General features: G+C 65.9%; 9 protein-coding genes. 6 read left to right on the top strand and 3 right to left on the bottom strand.

Annotated features, from left to right (window positions below; genetic code table 11):
- Positions 1-248 precede the first annotated feature (248 nt).
- Positions 249-2,279: a methyl-accepting chemotaxis protein gene (locus BLR77_RS06225; RefSeq protein WP_074675990.1), complete on the top strand. Its 2,031-nt coding sequence runs from the start codon at positions 249-251 to the stop codon at positions 2,277-2,279.
- A 207-nt stretch (positions 2,280-2,486) separates the two neighbouring features.
- On the opposite strand, the gene BLR77_RS06220 is transcribed toward BLR77_RS06225, so the two are convergent.
- On the bottom strand, positions 2,487-3,266 hold the full coding sequence (locus tag BLR77_RS06220; protein WP_074675988.1) for a TatD family hydrolase: 780 nt from the start codon (positions 3,264-3,266) through the stop codon (positions 2,487-2,489).
- A 136-nt stretch (positions 3,267-3,402) separates the two neighbouring features.
- On the opposite strand from BLR77_RS06220, the gene BLR77_RS06215 reads away from it, so the two are divergent.
- Positions 3,403-5,457 carry an AsmA family protein gene (locus BLR77_RS06215; RefSeq protein ID WP_074675986.1) on the top strand — a complete coding sequence of 685 codons (2,055 nt, stop codon included), beginning with the start codon at positions 3,403-3,405 and terminating at the stop codon, positions 5,455-5,457.
- Positions 5,458-5,533: 76 nt separating this feature from the next.
- Here BLR77_RS06215 and cra read toward each other — a convergent pair whose 3' ends face one another.
- Positions 5,534-6,526, bottom strand: coding sequence for a catabolite repressor/activator (cra, locus tag BLR77_RS06210; protein WP_074675984.1), 993 nt, complete (start codon positions 6,524-6,526; stop codon positions 5,534-5,536).
- Between the two features lie 180 nt (positions 6,527-6,706).
- Here cra and ptsP point away from each other — a divergent pair, with 180 nt between their 5' ends.
- From ptsP to BLR77_RS06190, 4 genes are all read left to right on the top strand, one after another.
- Entirely contained in the window at positions 6,707-9,568 is a 2,862-nt protein-coding gene (ptsP, locus tag BLR77_RS06205; RefSeq protein WP_074675982.1) for a phosphoenolpyruvate--protein phosphotransferase, read from the top strand.
- Positions 9,568-10,488 (top strand): 1-phosphofructokinase, encoded by a 921-nt coding sequence (pfkB, locus tag BLR77_RS06200; protein ID WP_074675980.1) that lies wholly within the window; start codon positions 9,568-9,570, stop codon positions 10,486-10,488. The genes ptsP and pfkB overlap by 1 nt, the downstream gene beginning before the upstream one ends.
- Positions 10,489-10,500: 12 nt before the next feature.
- The gene (locus tag BLR77_RS06195; protein ID WP_074675978.1) at positions 10,501-12,228 is read left to right on the top strand and encodes a fructose-specific PTS transporter subunit EIIC; all 1,728 of its coding nucleotides are present in this window, start codon (positions 10,501-10,503) and stop codon (positions 12,226-12,228) included.
- Positions 12,229-12,375: 147 nt separating this feature from the next.
- Positions 12,376-14,556 (top strand): hypothetical protein, encoded by a 2,181-nt coding sequence (locus BLR77_RS06190; protein WP_074675976.1) that lies wholly within the window; start codon positions 12,376-12,378, stop codon positions 14,554-14,556.
- 80 nt (positions 14,557-14,636) lie between these two features.
- Here BLR77_RS06190 and cobB read toward each other — a convergent pair whose 3' ends face one another.
- Positions 14,637-15,344 carry a Sir2 family NAD+-dependent deacetylase gene (gene cobB, locus BLR77_RS06185; RefSeq protein ID WP_074675974.1) on the bottom strand — a complete coding sequence of 236 codons (708 nt, stop codon included), beginning with the start codon at positions 15,342-15,344 and terminating at the stop codon, positions 14,637-14,639.
- Between the last annotated feature and the right edge of the window lie 16 nt (positions 15,345-15,360).

Here is a 15,360-nt window from a genome sequence, read left to right as displayed (position 1 = left end):
GCGGCGCATAGGCTGAAGCACTGCCGGGTGCGTTTAACTTTAAGTTACAGAGAGCCGTGTCGATAAGGGGTATAAGGAGGCGGTGGGCGACCCTGTTTGGTGATCTTCGTCACATTTATCTGCCTGTATTCGCCGCATCGATCTGTGCACCACAGGTCGGGCGACGCAGGACGCTGTCATCAGCCCGTGAGAGGCTCAGCGGCCGCCCCAGCAACACCTATAACAATAATGGCAACTGGAGACGTCTAGTGAAGACCGTGTTGTATCCGGCCATCGCGCTGATGAATCGCCTCAGCTTCGGCATGAAGTTCAGCCTGATCAGCGTTCTATTCTTCCTGCCCATGCTCGTCACCAACTTCTATCTGGTGCGCGACTCCTATCGTCAGTTCGTCGGCACCCAGACTGCCCTGGAGAGCCTCGAACTACTCGGCAGTAGCTTGCAGCTGCGCCGCGATCTGGAGAGCCTCAACGACCTGGTGCAGATCAACGCGATGATCGGCCAGTCCGGTCAGGCGGGCGATCTGGAAGGGCGTATCGACCAGCTGGAACAGTCGCTCAGTGCCGGGCTGCAACGGCTTCAGCCGGTGACCAGCGATGCTGAGCAGGCGGCAGAGTTCGTCGCCAAACGCGATGAACTGCTGGCCGAACTGAAAAGCGCAGAGGCCGAGACTTCGCTGCAAAGCAAGACGGTGATCGTCGAGAAACTGCTGGGTTCTTCCCAGGTCTTCATCAAGCTGGTGGCCAGTCAGGCAGGGCTGAGTCAGGACCCGCAACGCCAGGTGCGGCAGATCACCGAGCTGATCACCAACGTCACTCCGCAGATCACCGATGTGCTCAGTCAGGGCCGCGCCATTGGCGCCTATTCCCTGGGGCAGGGCTTTCTCAATTCCGCAGCCAGTACCCAGTTCGACGACCTGCTGTTGCGGCTGGAGAAGTTGCAGGCCGAGTACGGCCTGAACTTGCAGGAGGCCCTGGCCGGAAACGTTGCGGCGCAGAACGGTCTGGGCAGTCTGGCTGAGGCGAGCCGCCAGAGCCTGAAGGACAGCGGCGTGGTGTTCGAGGATCAGGTGATCATCGCCGACAGCCTGGATACGCCCTGGACGCAGTTCTACGACCAGATCAGCCAGCAGATGGCCAAGACCTATGTGTTCAACGACGGTCTGCTGGCCTTTCTCGACAGCCAGTTGAGCGAGCGACTCACCGAAAACCGGGCGCAGATGGTGCTGCTGGTGGTGGCGCTGGTGGTGGTGTTCCTGCTGATCGTCTACCTCTACAGCGGTTTCTACGTTTCCACCCGCTCGACCCTGAAAAACCTGGGCCGGGTGATGGACAGGGTTGCCGCAGGCGATATGACGGCCAACTTCCAGGCGCAAAGTCGTGACGAGTTGGGCGAGTTGGGGCAGGTGTTCAACCAGACCGTGGAGCGCATCCATGACCTGATCGAGCGCGTCGGGCACACGGTGGGCGAGGTCGGTGGCCAGGCGGATCGCGTCGAGCTGGTTTCAGGCGAGAGCAACCAGGCGGTGGCCGGCCAGCGTGCGCAGATCGAGCAGGTAGCCACGGCGATGAACCAGATGTCTGCCACTGCCCAGGAGGTGGCGCGCAGCGCCGCCGCTGCGGTGGGTAGTGCGCAGAGCGTGAATCAGGAAACGGTCAGTGGCCGCGCCCTGGTCGAGCAGCAGGTCGGTGCAATCCAGCGTCTTGCCGGTGAAATCGATCAGTCGGTCGCGGTGATCAACCAGCTGGCCAGCGACAGTGCGGCGATCAGTCAGGTGCTCGATGTCATCAAGGGCATCGCCGAGCAGACCAACCTGCTGGCGCTCAATGCCGCCATCGAGGCCGCGCGCGCCGGTGAACAGGGGCGCGGTTTTGCCGTGGTGGCCGATGAGGTGCGCAACCTGGCCAAGCGTACGCAGCAGTCCACCGAAGAGATCGAAGCGATGATCGCCAAGCTGCAGGGCGGTGTGGGGGCTGCGGTAAAGGCGATGAACGCGAGTCACCAGATGGCGGATGGCACGGTCAGCCAGTCGGCCAAGGTGCAGCAGGCCCTGGAGAACATCCTCGGCGCGGTGGGCATGATCGTCGATCAGAACCAGCAGATCGCCGCGGCGGCTGAGCAGCAGACGGCCGTGGCGCACGATATCGATCAGAACATCGTCGAGATCAACCACGCGGGTGAGCGCACGGCAGCTGGTGCCAGCCAGACAGAGCAGGCCAGCCGTGAACTGAGCGAACTGGTCTCGCGTCTCAAGCAGTTGATCGGGGCATTCCGGGTCTAATTTCTCCGCGGGAGGCGCCTCAGCGGAGATGCTTTTTTAGTCGTCGCGGCTAAAGCCCCTCCCACAGCATTCCCACGGCCGTCGCACTGACGCTGTAGGAGCGGCGCCCCGCCGCGAATCTGGGCGACACGGTCTGGAAACATTCGCCCTGGGGCGGGGCTCCTGCGGACGGTCGTGTCGGGCGATTTGCCTGACCATCTGTGCGGTCTAGCCCCAGCCGAACAACTCATCCGCGTTACGGCTACTGGCCGCGGCTAGCTCCTCGGCGGTAATGCCACGCAGCGCTGCCAGCTCGCTGCAGATGTCCGTCAGGTATTCCGGGCTGTTGCGCTGGTTCGGGTACATGGCCGGGGCCATGTCCGGCGAGTCGGTTTCCAGCACGATGGCCTCCAGCGGCAGCCCTGCCACCACCTTGCGCAGGCGATTGGCCTGCGGCCAGGTGGCGGCGCCGCCCAGGCCGAGGCGAAAACCCAGCTTGATGTACTCGCGTGCTTCCTCATTGCTGCCAGCGAACGCGTGAATGATGCCGCCGCGCGCCAGGCGAAAGCGCTTGAGCGTGGCGATGGTCGCGGCATGGGCGCGGCGTACGTGCAGCAGCGCTGGCAGCTCGAACTCGTCCGCCAGCTCAAGCTGCGCTTCGAACAGTGCCTGCTGCCGCTGCCGATCCAGATGCTCCAGGTAATAATCCAGACCGAACTCACCGACGGCGCACAGCTTGCGGTGCCCGGCCAGCTTGCCCAGCCAGTCGCGCAATTCATCGAGATGCTGCGGATGATGGTCGTCCAGATAGACCGGGTGCAGGCCGAACGCGGCGTACAGACTTTCATCTCTCTCGACCAGTTGCCACAACCGTTGCCAGTTGGCCTGGTAGACGCCAAGCACCACCATGCGCTGCACGCCCAGCGCTCGGCTGCGCGCGAGCACTTCGTCGCGGTCGGCGTCGAAGTCGGGGAAGTCGAGGTGGGTGTGGGTGTCGATCAGGCGCATCGTTCGGCTCACCAGTGGGCTTTCAGAGTCGGCTATTTTCTCCTTTGATGCCAGCGTGAGGGAGCGTTGGCTAATCTTTTCAGTCGTATGGATATGGATGGGTTTCACTCGGGCAGTGAAGTAAGGAGGTCGCTGGGTGCGCCAAGTACGCAAGCTGTTGGGCGCGTTGCTCGCTGTTTTTCTGCTGTTGGTGGCAGCGCTGATGCTGTTTCTGGTGCTGTTCGACTGGAATCGGGCGCGGCCGCTGATCAACGAGCAGGTTTCTGCGGCCTTGAATCGGCCGTTCGCCATCGAGGGCGACCTGCGGGTGGTCTGGCAGCGCGAGTCCAGTCAGCAGGGTTTGAGCGCCTGGATGCCCTGGCCGCATTTTGCCGCCGAGCAGTTGCGCCTGGGCAACCCCGATTGGGCGCAGGGCGATACCTTCGTCAGTCTCGATAGCGTGCGCTTTCGCCTGTCTCCGCTAGCGCTTTTGTGGAAGACCGTGAGTATCCCCAGTATCGAACTCGGCGCGCCGGTCGCCGATCTGCAGCGCCTGAGCGATGGTCGGGCGAACTGGACGTTCGACCTGGGCAAGGAGCCGGCGGACGACACCGATCAGCCCAGCCCCTGGACACTGGATATCGGCACCATCGGGTTCAACAAGGGGCAGGTGAGGCTGGATGACAAGGTCAGCAACACCCGTCTGGAGGCGATTATCCAGCCGCTGGGCGAGCCGATCCCATTCGCCGATATCGTCGGCAAGGGTGCTGCCGAGCGCCTGGCCGAGAGCAATGCCAGCGCTCAGGATTACGCCTTCGCCTGGCAGACCAAGGGCAGCTTCCGCGGCCAGCCGTTGACCGGTAACGGCAAGGTCGGTGGCCTGCTGGCGCTGCATGATGCGGCGCAACCCTTCCCGCTACAGGCCGACCTGCGCATTGGCTCGACCCGCATCGTGTTGGCGGGCAGCCTGACCGATCCGCAAAATCTGGGAGCCCTGGATCTGCGTTTGCGCTTGTCTGGCGTCAGCCTCGGTCATCTGTATCCGCTGACCGGTGTGACGCTGCCGGATACCCCGCCCTATAGCACCGATGGCCGTCTGCAGGCCGATCTGCACGATGCCGACGGGGCGATCTTTCGCTACCTAGGTTTCAACGGCCGGATCGGCGACAGCGATATCCATGGCGACCTGACGTTCGTGGCCCGCGAACTGCGGCCGAAACTGTCCGGCCGGCTGACCTCCAACCAGCTGCTGTTCAGCGATCTGGCGCCGCTGATCGGCGCCGACTCCAGCGAGGACAAGCGCGAGCGTGGTGAGCGGGACGTGCAGCCGGCGAACAAGGCGCTGCCCGTCTCCGAGTTTCGTACCGACCGCTGGCGCGCGATGGACGCCGATGTGCGTTTCGTCGGCAAGCGCATCGTGCACAGCGAGCAGTTGCCGATCACCGATCTGGACACCCATGTGGTGCTCAATGACGGCATGCTGAGTCTGGAACCGCTGCGTTTCGGCATGGCCGGTGGCGTGCTCGACTCGCAGATCCGCCTCAATGGCGCGACCACGCCGCTACAGGGGCAGATGCGTTTGCGGGCCCGCGAACTCAGGCTCAAGCAGCTGTTTCCCACCTTTGCGCCGATGCAGACCAGCCTTGGCGCGCTCAATGGTGATGCGCGCGTCAGTGGTCGCGGCAACTCGGTGGCGGCGTTGCTCGGCAGCGCCGATGGCGAACTGAAGATGCTGATCAACGATGGCGCGGTGAGTCGCGGGCTGATGGAGATCGCCGGCCTGAACGTCGGCAATTATCTGGTGGGCAGGCTGTTCGGCGACGAGGATGTGAAGATCCACTGCGCGGCGGCCGATCTCGGCATCAAGCAGGGGCTGATGAGCACGCGGCTGTTCGTCATCGACACCGACAATGCGGTGATCAAGGTAGACGGCAACGCGAACTTCGCCAGCGAGCGCCTGGATTTCACCATCACGCCGTCGACCAAGGGTTTTCGTATCTTCTCCCTGCGTTCGCCGCTCTACGTGCGCGGCACCTTCAAGGAACCGGCGCCGGGCGTGCAGGCCACGCCGCTGGCATTGCGTGGCGCCGGCTTGGTTGCGCTCGGCGTCGCGGTGGCACCAGCTGCCGGCTTGCTGGCGCTGGTGGCGCCCAGTGCAGGCGACGAGCCGAGCCAGTGCGAGCCGCTGTTGCAGAAAATTCAGGGGGGTTAGCAAGGGGCATCAGAGCGAGCTGTAGGATGCGCTGCGCGCTCCGATCTTTTCCAGCAGTTGGTGCGCAGGGCGCCCCTTACCTCTGGGTTCGGTCCTTGAAGCTGCGGCCGATGGCTTCGATGCCGGGCTGATAGTCGTTCTGTTCCACTGCCCGTAGCGTCCAGGCCAGCACCCGTTCAGCGATACGCTCATGCTGCTGGCTCATGGCATTGACTCGCAGGGGCAGAAAATCCAGTAGCTGGGTATCGCCGAAAGTGGCCAGGCGCACCGCTGGCCACTGTTCGCTGCCTTGTTCGCGCAGCGCATCGAATACCCCTTCGAGCAATACGTAGGCGGTGGTCAGCAAGGCATCGGGCGGGCCGACTTCCTCCACTAGCCTCTTCATCTGCCGGTAGCCACAGGCGCGGCTGAACAGCTCGCCGTGATAGACGCTGACGCGCCCGTCGAAGCCAGCCAGTGCCGTATGGAAGCCGCGTTCACGGGCCTGGCTGATGACCAGCTCGGCACGGGCACCGAGCAGGGCGATATGGCGAGGGCTGGGTGTCAGCAGGCTTTCGGTCAGAGTGTGCCCGGCCTGCTCGTCATCGCTGACCACCGAGCGGATATGCGTGGGCGACAGCGCCCGATCCACCGCCACCACCGGCAGGCCGGCGGCGACGATGGCGGGATACAGCGGGTCGTCCGCTGGCAGGCAGCTGGCGACGATCAGCGCCTCGCAGCGGCGCGAGCGGAACAGCTCGAGCAACTGTCGCTCGGTGCCCGGGTCATCGTCGGAGCTGGCGATCAGCAACTGATAGCCGGCGGCGCGGGCCTTCTGCTCAAGCAGCTTGGCCAGGCGCGCATAACTGGGGTTTTCCAGGTCCGGCAGGATGAAACCCAGGCAGCGGCTTTGCCCGCGGCGCAGGCTGGCGGCTTGCTGATCCGGGCGATAGCCATGTTCCTCGACCACCGCCAGTACTTTGGCCACGGTCGCCGGGCTGATACGCCGGCGCTCGGCCTGACCGTTGATCACGTAGCTGGCGGTGGTCACCGAGACCTGAGCCAGGCGGGCAATGTCGCTGAGTTTCACGGGCGCAGCACCATAGAGAAGAGGTTTCGAGCGTGCGAGCGCGGCGAGTCTACACCGACTCGACGACGACCGGGCTTCAAGGATTACCCATTATCGGATAAGGTGCCAGCGTTTGATGAAACGTTTCAGCAATACAATTCATCAGCTAGTCTTAGCCAAAACAATAAGTCGGAGACCACCATGCTCGAACTTGATGCCAGCCAAATCCAGATGGGCCGGGCGGCGGAGAACAAGGGCGAAGCCCTGGCCATGCTCGGCGATGCGCTGGCCAGTGCCGGCCTGGCCACTCCGGCTTATCTCGAAGGCCTGCAGGCGCGTGAAGCTCAGGGCTCGACCTTCCTTGGTCAGGGCATCGCCATTCCCCATGGCGCGCCGCAGACCCGCGATCAGGTGCTGCGCACCGGCGTCAGCCTGATCCAGTTCCCCGCCGGTGTGGACTGGGGTAATGGCCAGCAGGTCTACCTGGCTATCGCCATCGCCGCACAGTCCGACGAACACCTGCACCTGCTGCAACTGCTGACCCGCGCCCTGGGCGAGGGGGATCTGAGCCAGGCGTTGCGCGAGGCCAGCGACCCGGCGCAGATACTGGAGTTGCTGCAGGGCGCGCCGCAGGCATTGGCGCTGGACGGCCAACTGGTGGCGTTGGGGCAGCCAGCTGAAGATTTCGACGAATTGCTCTGGCAGGGCGCGCGCCTGTTGCGCCAGGCCGGTTGTGCGCGCAGCGGCTTCGCCCTCGGGCTGGCGCGGGGCGAGCCGTTGCCGCTGGGCGATGGTCTGTGGTGGCTGCACAGCGAGGCCAGCGTCGAGCGTCCTGGCCTGGCCTTCGTCACCCCGGCGCAGCCGCTGAGTTTTCGCGGCGAGGCGTTGCGGGGTCTGTTCTGTCTGGCCAGCCAGGGCGAGGCGCATCGTCAGGCGCTGGAGCGGTTGTGCGATGTGCTGATCGGCGGTCGTGCAGCGGCGTTCAGCGAGGCCAGCGATAGTCGCCAGGTGATCGAGGCGCTGGGTGGTGAAGTGCCGCCGGACTGGCCCAGCCTCAGCGTGCCGCTGCTCAATGCCCATGGTCTGCATGCGCGCCCGGCCAAGGCGCTGAGCGAGCTGGCGCAGGGGTTCACCGGTGAGATCCGCGTGCGCCTGCTGGGCGATACGGGCGCCGGGGTCTCGGCGAAAAGCCTCAGCCGTTTGCTGGCGCTGGGCGCGCGTCGTGGGCAGATGCTCGAATTCAGCGTCGAGCCGGCGATTGCCGACGGCGCACTGCCGGCCATTCGTGCCGCTCTGGAAAGTGGCCTGGGCGAGGCAGTCGAGCCGCTGAGCGAGGCGTTGCCCGAGGTGGCGGCGCAGCTTGAGCCGGTCGAGGCGGTCGCCCCGGTTGCTGGTAGCCGCTTGCTGGCGGTCGGAGCTTCGCCCGGTATCGCCATCGGCCCGGCATTGGTACGCACACCACCGCAATTTCATTTCGCCGAGCAGGGCCAGGGTCTCGAACAGGAGCGAGCGCGGCTGGACACCGCCCTGGCTGTCGTCGCCACGCAGGTTCAACGTCTGGTCGACGGCGCCGGCGTAGCGAGCATTCGGGAAATCTTTAGTGCCCACCTGGCCATGCTCGCTGATCCGGCGCTGCGCGAAGACGTCGAGGCCCGCCTGGGCAAGGGTGCCAGCGCCGAAGCGGCCTGGCAGGTCGAGGTGGAGGCGGCGGCCAGGCGCCAGGAGGCGCTGCACGACCCGCTGCTGGCCGAACGCGCGGCTGACCTGCGTGATATCGGCAACCGCGTGCTGGCGCATCTGTGTGGCGTCGAGCTACCCAGTGAGCCGAACGAACCTTACATCCTGGTGATGGCTGAAGTGGTGCCGTCGGACGTCGCCGGCCTCGACCGTCAGCGCGTCGCCGGCATTGTTACCGCGCGCGGTGGCGCCACCGCGCACAGCGCGATCATCGCCCGCGCCCTGGGCATCCCCGCCGTGGTGGGTGCCGGTGATGGCGTACTGGCGCTGGCGCAGGGCACGCCCTTGCTGCTCGATGGCGACAGTGGCCTGCTGCGCATCGCCCCGGATGCGTCCGAGCGCGATCAGGCGCTGCATGAACGTGAGACGGCGCAGCTGCGTCGCGAGCAGGCGCATGCCGAGCGTTTCAACCCTGCGCAGACCCGCGATGGTGTGCGTGTGGAGGTGGCGGCCAATATCGGTGCCAGCGGTGAAACCGCCGATGCGGTGGAGCTGGGCGCCGAAGCGGTGGGTCTGCTGCGCACCGAGCTGGTGTTCATGGAGCATGCCCAGGCGCCGGATCACGCCGCGCAGGAGCGTGAATACCGGCGTGTACTCGATGCACTGGACGGGCGCCCGCTGGTGGTGCGCACGCTGGATGTCGGTGGCGACAAGCCCCTGCCGTACTGGCCGATGCCGGCCGAAGAAAACCCCTTTCTCGGCGTGCGTGGCATTCGCCTGAGTCTGCAGCGTCCGGAGATTCTGGAAACCCAGCTGCGCGCCTTGCTCGCCTCGGCCGATGGCCGCCCGCTGCGGATCATGTTTCCCATGGTCGGTTCGGTAGAAGAGTGGCGTGCGGCGCGGGACATGGTGCAGCGTCTGCGCGAAGAGATCGAGGTACGCGACCTGCAGATCGGCATCATGATCGAAGTGCCCTCGGCAGCACTGCTGGCGCCGGTGCTGGCGCGCGAGGTGGATTTCTTCAGCATCGGCACCAACGATCTGACCCAGTACTGCCTGGCCATCGATCGTGGTCATCCGCAGCTGTCGGCACAGGCCGATGGCCTGCATCCGGCCGTGCTGCGCCTGATCGAGATGACCGTGACCGCTGCCCACGCCCAGGGCAAGTGGGTCGGCGTTTGCGGCGAACTGGCCAGCGACCGTCTGGCTGTACCGCTGCTGGTCGGCCTGGGGGTCGATGAGTTGAGTGTGACGCCGCGTTCGATTGCCCTGGTCAAGGCGCGCGTGCGCGAGCTGGACAGCCGCCAGGCGCGAACCCTGGCTGATCGCGCCCTGACCCTGGACAGTGCCAGCGCCGTGCGCGCGCTGGTGGCGGAGATGCACTGATGGCTCGAATTCTGACCCTGACCCTGAACCCGGCGCTGGACCTGACCCTGCGTCTCGACCGCTTGCAGCCCGGTGCGATCAACCGCTGCCATGAGCTGCGCAGCCACGCTGCCGGCAAGGGGCTGAACGTCGCCCAGGTGCTGGCCGACCTCGGCCACACCTTGAGCGTCGGTGGTTTTCTCGGCCGCGCCAACGCCGCGCCGTTCGAAAGCCTGATACACAAGCGCGGCTTTCACGACCTGTTCGTCCGGGTGCCGGGCGAGACACGCAGCAATATCAAGCTGGCCGAAGCCGACGGCTGCATCACCGACCTCAACGGCCCCGGCCCGCAGGTCGAGGCCGAACACTTGCAACGCCTGGAGGACGAGCTGCAGCCGCTGCTCGCCGGACATGACGCCGTGGTGGTGGCCGGCAGCCTGCCGCGTGGCGTGACCCCGCAGTGGTTCGCCGGACTGTTGCGGCGGATCAAGGCCAGCGGTGTGCCGCTGGTGGTCGATAGCAGTGGTGCGGCGTTGCAGGCGGCCCTGGGCGTCGCGCCCTGGCTGATCAAGCCCAATGAGCACGAGCTGGCCGAGGTGTGCGGCAGCGACCTGCCGGCTGCCGTGCAGACCCTGCGTGCGCAAGGTATCGAGCACGTGCTGCTGTCGCGTGGTGCAGATGGCGTCGACTGGCATGGGCCGGGCATCGCCCTGCGTGCCATACCACCGAGTGTCGAAGTGGCCAGCACGGTCGGTGCCGGCGACTCGCTGCTGGCTGCCAGCCTGCATGGTCTGCTCGAAGGCTGGGCGGCCGAGCGCACGTTGCGCCTGGCCACGGCGGTGGCAGCGCAAGCCGTCACCCAGATCGGCTTCGGCATCCATGATCGCGAGCAACTGGCGCGCTTCGAAGCGGCCGTGCAACTGCACCCTTTAGAAAAATAAGAGGCACCCTCCATGAATCTGCTGATCGTCACCGCCTGCCCCAATGGTCAGGTCACCAGCGTGCTGTGTTCGCGGCTGTTGCAGGCCGCGGCCGAGCGTCTGGGCTGGCAAACCCGTGTCGAGGTGCATGACGCGCGCGCGATTGGTTCGCCATTGAGCGAGGCGCAGATCGCCGCCGCCGACTGGGTGCTGGTGGTCAAGACCGGTGAGCTGTCGCTGGCCCGTTTTGCCGGCAAGCGCCTGTTCCAGGCTTCGCCGGCCGAGGCATTGGCCGACCCGCAGCGTTTTCTGCGTGAAGCGGCCGAGCGTGCTCAGCCCTATGGCGAAAGCGACGAGGCAGCGCCGGATGGCCGCCGCCGGCTGGTCGCGGTCACCGCCTGCCCGACCGGCGTGGCGCATACCTTCATGGCCGCCGAAGCGCTGCAGCAGGCGGCTATGCGCATGGGCATCGACCTGCAGGTGGAGACCCGCGGCTCGGTGGGCGCGCGCAACCTGCTCGACGAGGCCGCCATCGCCGCGGCCGATGCCGTGCTGCTGGCCACCGATATCGAGGTGGACACCAGCCGCTTCGCCGGCAAGAAGGTCTACCGTTGCGGCACCGGTGTGGCGCTCAAGCAGCCGCAGCAGACCCTGGAGCGGGCGTTGAGCGAGGCGCGCCCGCTGAGCGAGTCGGCATCGGCCGAAGGCAAGGCCGCTACCGGCAGCGGCGAGAAGACGGGCCCGTACAAGCACCTGCTCACCGGTGTGTCCTACATGCTGCCGATGGTGGTGGCGGGCGGTTTGTTGATCGCCTTGTCGTTCGTCTTCGGCATTGAGGCGTTCAAGGAGGAGGGCACCTTTGCCGCCGCATTGATGCAGATTGGCGGTGATGCGGCATTCAAACTGATGGTGCCGGTGCTGGCCGGTTACATCGCCTATTCCATTGCCGACCGGCCGGGGTTGGCACCGGGAATGATCGGTGGGCTACTCGCCAGTTCGCTGGGGGCTGGCTTTATTGGCGGCATTATCGCCGGTTTTCTCGCCGGCTATTCGGCCAAGGCCATTGCCCGCTGGGTGCGCCTGCCGGAGAGTCTGGAAGCGCTCAAGCCGATTCTGATCATCCCGCTCGCCGCCAGCCTGTTCACCGGGCTGGTGATGATCTATCTGGTAGGCAGCCCGGTGGCGGGCATGCTGGCGGGGCTCACGGCCTTTCTCGATGGTATGGGCAGCACCAACGCGATCCTGCTCGGCGTACTGCTTGGCGGCATGATGTGCGTCGATCTCGGTGGGCCGATCAACAAGGCTGCCTATGCCTTCTCCGTCGGTCTGCTGGCCTCGAGCAGCTACGCGCCGATGGCGGCGACCATGGCCGCGGGCATGGTGCCGCCCATCGGCATGGCCATCGCCACCGTACTGGCGCGGCGCAAGTTCGCCCAGAGCGAACGTCAGGCGGGCAAGGCGGCTGGCGTGCTGGGATTGTGCTTCATCTCCGAGGGGGCGATTCCCTTCGCGGCCAAGGACCCGCTGCGGGTGATCCCGGCGAGTATCGCCGGTGGTGCCCTGACCGGGGCGCTGTCGATGTACTTCGGCTGCAAGCTGATGGCGCCGCACGGTGGTCTGTTCGTGTTACTGATCCCCAACGCCATCAATCACGCGCTGCTCTACCTGCTGGCTATCGTGGCCGGCAGCCTGGTCACAGGTGTGCTCTATGCGCTGATCAAGCAGCCCGAGGCACAGCCGATGGCGGTCGAGGCGCAATAAGCGCATGGTCCTGCGGCTCGGTTACACTGATTTGAACAGCGCCGGGCAAGTAGGAGTCTGTTGACGGGGCCTCGCGACGATTCGCCGCGACGGCCCCGCGCTGGCTTCGTGGCGCAGTCGCCCTCACAAAGAAAGGACCTTCTGTAGATGACTCAAGCTCTCGCGCATCGCTGGCGCTTCTTCCGTGCCGGCGGCTTCGATCAGGTGCAACTGGAAACCCCCGCCGACCTCGCCGCCCTGCGCAGTCTGGACCAGAAGCTCTGGGCCAGCCTGGCCTGCCCGGTGAACAACCTGGAGCTGGATCGGCGCATGCTGCAATACATCGACCTGAACAATGACGGTCGTATCCGCGCCCCGGAAATTCTCGATGTGGTCGATTGGACGCTGGCGCGTCTGGCCGACCCTGCCGTGCTGTTTCATGACGGCCCGCTGCAGCTGTCGTCGCTTACCGACGATGCCGTGGGCGCAGGCCTGCGCCTGGCTGCGCAGCGCCTGCTGGGCGTGCTCGGGCGGCCCGATACCGAGAGCCTGACCCCCGCCGATACTGCAGACCTGGCGAAGCTGTTCCCACCACAGCAACCCAATGGCGACGGTCTGGTGCCGGCCAGTATGACCGATGATGCCGAGCTCAAGGCCGCCATCGCCGACATCATCGCCTGTCTGGGCGCGCAGACCGACCGCAGTGGTGAGCCCGCCATCGGCGCCGAGCAGATCACCGCCTTCTTCGATCAGGCGCGGCAGCTGCACGCCTGGCATGCGCGCGCCGCCGAGCAGGGCTTGGATGCCTTCGGTGAAGGCACCGTGGCGGCAGTCGAGGCGCTGAGCGCCGTGCGGGCCAAGATCGACGATTACTTCACCCGCGTGGCCATGGCCGAGTTCGATCCGCGCGCCGCCGCGCTGATGAATGCGAAGGAGGAGGAGCTGGTGCGTCTGGCGTCGCTGTCGCTGGCCGATGCCGGCGAATTGGCCAGCCTGCCCCTGGCGACTGTGCAGCACGGCGACGAGCTGCCGTTGAGCAAGGGCCTCAACCCGGCCTGGCAACGCGCCATCGATGAGTTCCGCCAGCGCGTCGTGGTGCCGGTATATGGCGAGCAGGACAGTCTGTCGCGCGAGCAGTGGCAGCATCTGGTCGCACTGTGCGGCAGCTATCTGACCTGGCGCGCCGAGACGCCGAACGTGGCGATTGCCGAGGTGCTCGAGCGCGGGCGTATTCTCGAATTGGTCGAGCTGGGCGCAGAGGCTCGCCTGCTGGCGCTGGTCGAAGAAGACAAGACCGTGGCCGAAGCAGCGGGCGGTCTGGTCGAGCTGGACAAACTGATTCGCCTGCGTCACGGCCTGGTCCGGTTGCTGCGCAACTTCGTGTCCTTCCAGGTCTTCTATTCGCGTCAGGAGAAGGCCGTGTTCCAGGCTGGCGTGCTCTATATCGACGGCAAGAGCTGCGAGCTGGTGGTGGAGGTTGGCGACATCGAGGCGCATGCCAAGGTGGCGACGGCCAGTGATTGCTTCCTGCTCTACTGCACCTGCACTCGCCGTGGCGAGCCGGTACGCGGCAAGGAGACGCTGAACATCGTGGTGGCGGTGACTGCCGGCAGCGAAGGCGATCTTCAGGCCGGGCGCCATGGCCTGTTCTACGACCGTGACGGCAACGACTGGGATGCCACCGTGGTCAAGGTGGTGCAGCACGCCATCAGCATTCGCGAGGCGTTCTGGTCGCCGTATCGACGCATTTCCAAGCTGGTTTCCGACCAGGTGCAGAAGCTGGCTGCCAGCCGCGACGCCGACATGGTCAGCAAGACCGCGACCAAGGTTGGGGAAACCGGTGCTGCGCCAGCCGCGACGCCTGCCCCGGCTTTCGATATTGCCAAGTTCGCCGGTATCTTCGCTGCCATCGGCCTGGCGGTCGGTGCCCTGGGTACGGCCCTGGCGGCGGTGCTCACGGGGATTCTGTCACTGGCCTGGTGGCAGGTTCCGCTGCTGCTGCTCGGTGTGCTGCTGGCCATCTCCGGCCCGGCGATGCTGCTGGCCTGGTTCAAGCTGCGGCGTCGCAGCCTGGGGCCGATCCTCGATGGCAACGGCTGGGCGGTGAATGCCCAGGCGCGCATCAGCATCCCCTTCGGCACCGCCCTCACGCAGATCGCAGAACTGCCCAAGGGCAGCGACCGCGCACTGCGCGATCCTTATGCCAACAAGCCGGTGGTGTGGCCGTGGGTTCTGGCGCTGCTGCTGGTGCTGGGCCTGGGGTACTACGCCAGGAGCAACGGCGTATTCAGCCCGGAGCCTGAGGTGCCGGCCGAAGCGGCGGCGCCCGTCGACGCCGCGGCTGGCTGAGGGACAACTGGTAGGAGCCGGCTTGCCGGCGATCCTGCACGATGCTGATCGCCAGCAAGCTGGCTCCTACATTTTGACGTTCAACCCGCCAACAGCTCCGCCACCCAGCGCGGCAGCTGTTCGGTGGCCGGGCCATAGCGTTTCTCGGCGAACAGCGAATGGCCCTGGCTCGGTTCCAGATTGATCTCCAGCGTATGCGCGCCGGCCTGGCGCGCCTGCTCGACGAAACCCGCCGCCGGGTAGACGTGGCCCGAGGTGCCGATGCTGACGAACAGCTCGCACTGTTCCAGCGCGTCGTAAATGCGTTCCATGTGATAGGGCATTTCGCCGAACCAGACGATATCCGGGCGCAGGGTGCCGACCAGGCCGCAGCAGGCGCACGCCTGGCTGACCGGCATGTCCTCCAGTAGTGGGAAGCGCTGCTGGCTGTTGCTGCACAGCATCGACTGCAACTCACCGTGCATGTGCAGCAAGCGCCTGGAGCCGGCGCGTTCGTGCAGGTTGTCGACGTTCTGCGTGACCAGCAGGAACTCACCCTGCCATCCGGCCTCCAGCTCGGCGAGGGCCAGATGCCCGGCATTGGGAGCGATGGCCGGGTCGCGCAGCTGGGCACGGCGCATGTCATAGAACCGTTGCACCAGCGCCGGATCACGGGCGAAGCCTTCGGGCGTGGCCACCTCTTCGATGCGGTGGTCCTCCCACAGGCCGTCAGCGGCGCGGAAGGTGCGGATGCCGCTCTCGGCGGAGATACCAGCGCCGGTGAGGATGACGATGTTCGGGTGGGCCATTGGTGCTCCAGGGCAA

Origin of the sequence: Ectopseudomonas alcaliphila, assembly GCF_900101755.1 — a bacterium.
Lineage (GTDB): Bacteria > Pseudomonadota > Gammaproteobacteria > Pseudomonadales > Pseudomonadaceae > Aquipseudomonas > Aquipseudomonas alcaliphila.
Note: the sequence above shows the minus strand (reverse complement) of the source record. Positions and strands in the feature narration are given on the sequence as shown.

Bases quoted from the DNA above. Each gene is read 5' to 3' on its own strand.
- BLR77_RS06220 (WP_074675988.1), bottom strand. From the start codon at position 3,266: ATGCGCCTGATCGACACCCACACCCACCTCGACTTCCCCGACTTCGAC.
- ptsP (WP_074675982.1), top strand. From the start codon at position 6,707: ATGCTCGAACTTGATGCCAGCCAAATCCAGATGGGCCGGGCGGCGGAG.
- pfkB (WP_074675980.1), top strand. From the start codon at position 9,568: ATGGCTCGAATTCTGACCCTGACCCTGAACCCGGCGCTGGACCTGACC.
- BLR77_RS06195 (WP_074675978.1), top strand. From the start codon at position 10,501: ATGAATCTGCTGATCGTCACCGCCTGCCCCAATGGTCAGGTCACCAGC.
- BLR77_RS06190 (WP_074675976.1), top strand. From the start codon at position 12,376: ATGACTCAAGCTCTCGCGCATCGCTGGCGCTTCTTCCGTGCCGGCGGC.
- cobB (WP_074675974.1), bottom strand. From the start codon at position 15,344: ATGGCCCACCCGAACATCGTCATCCTCACCGGCGCTGGTATCTCCGCC.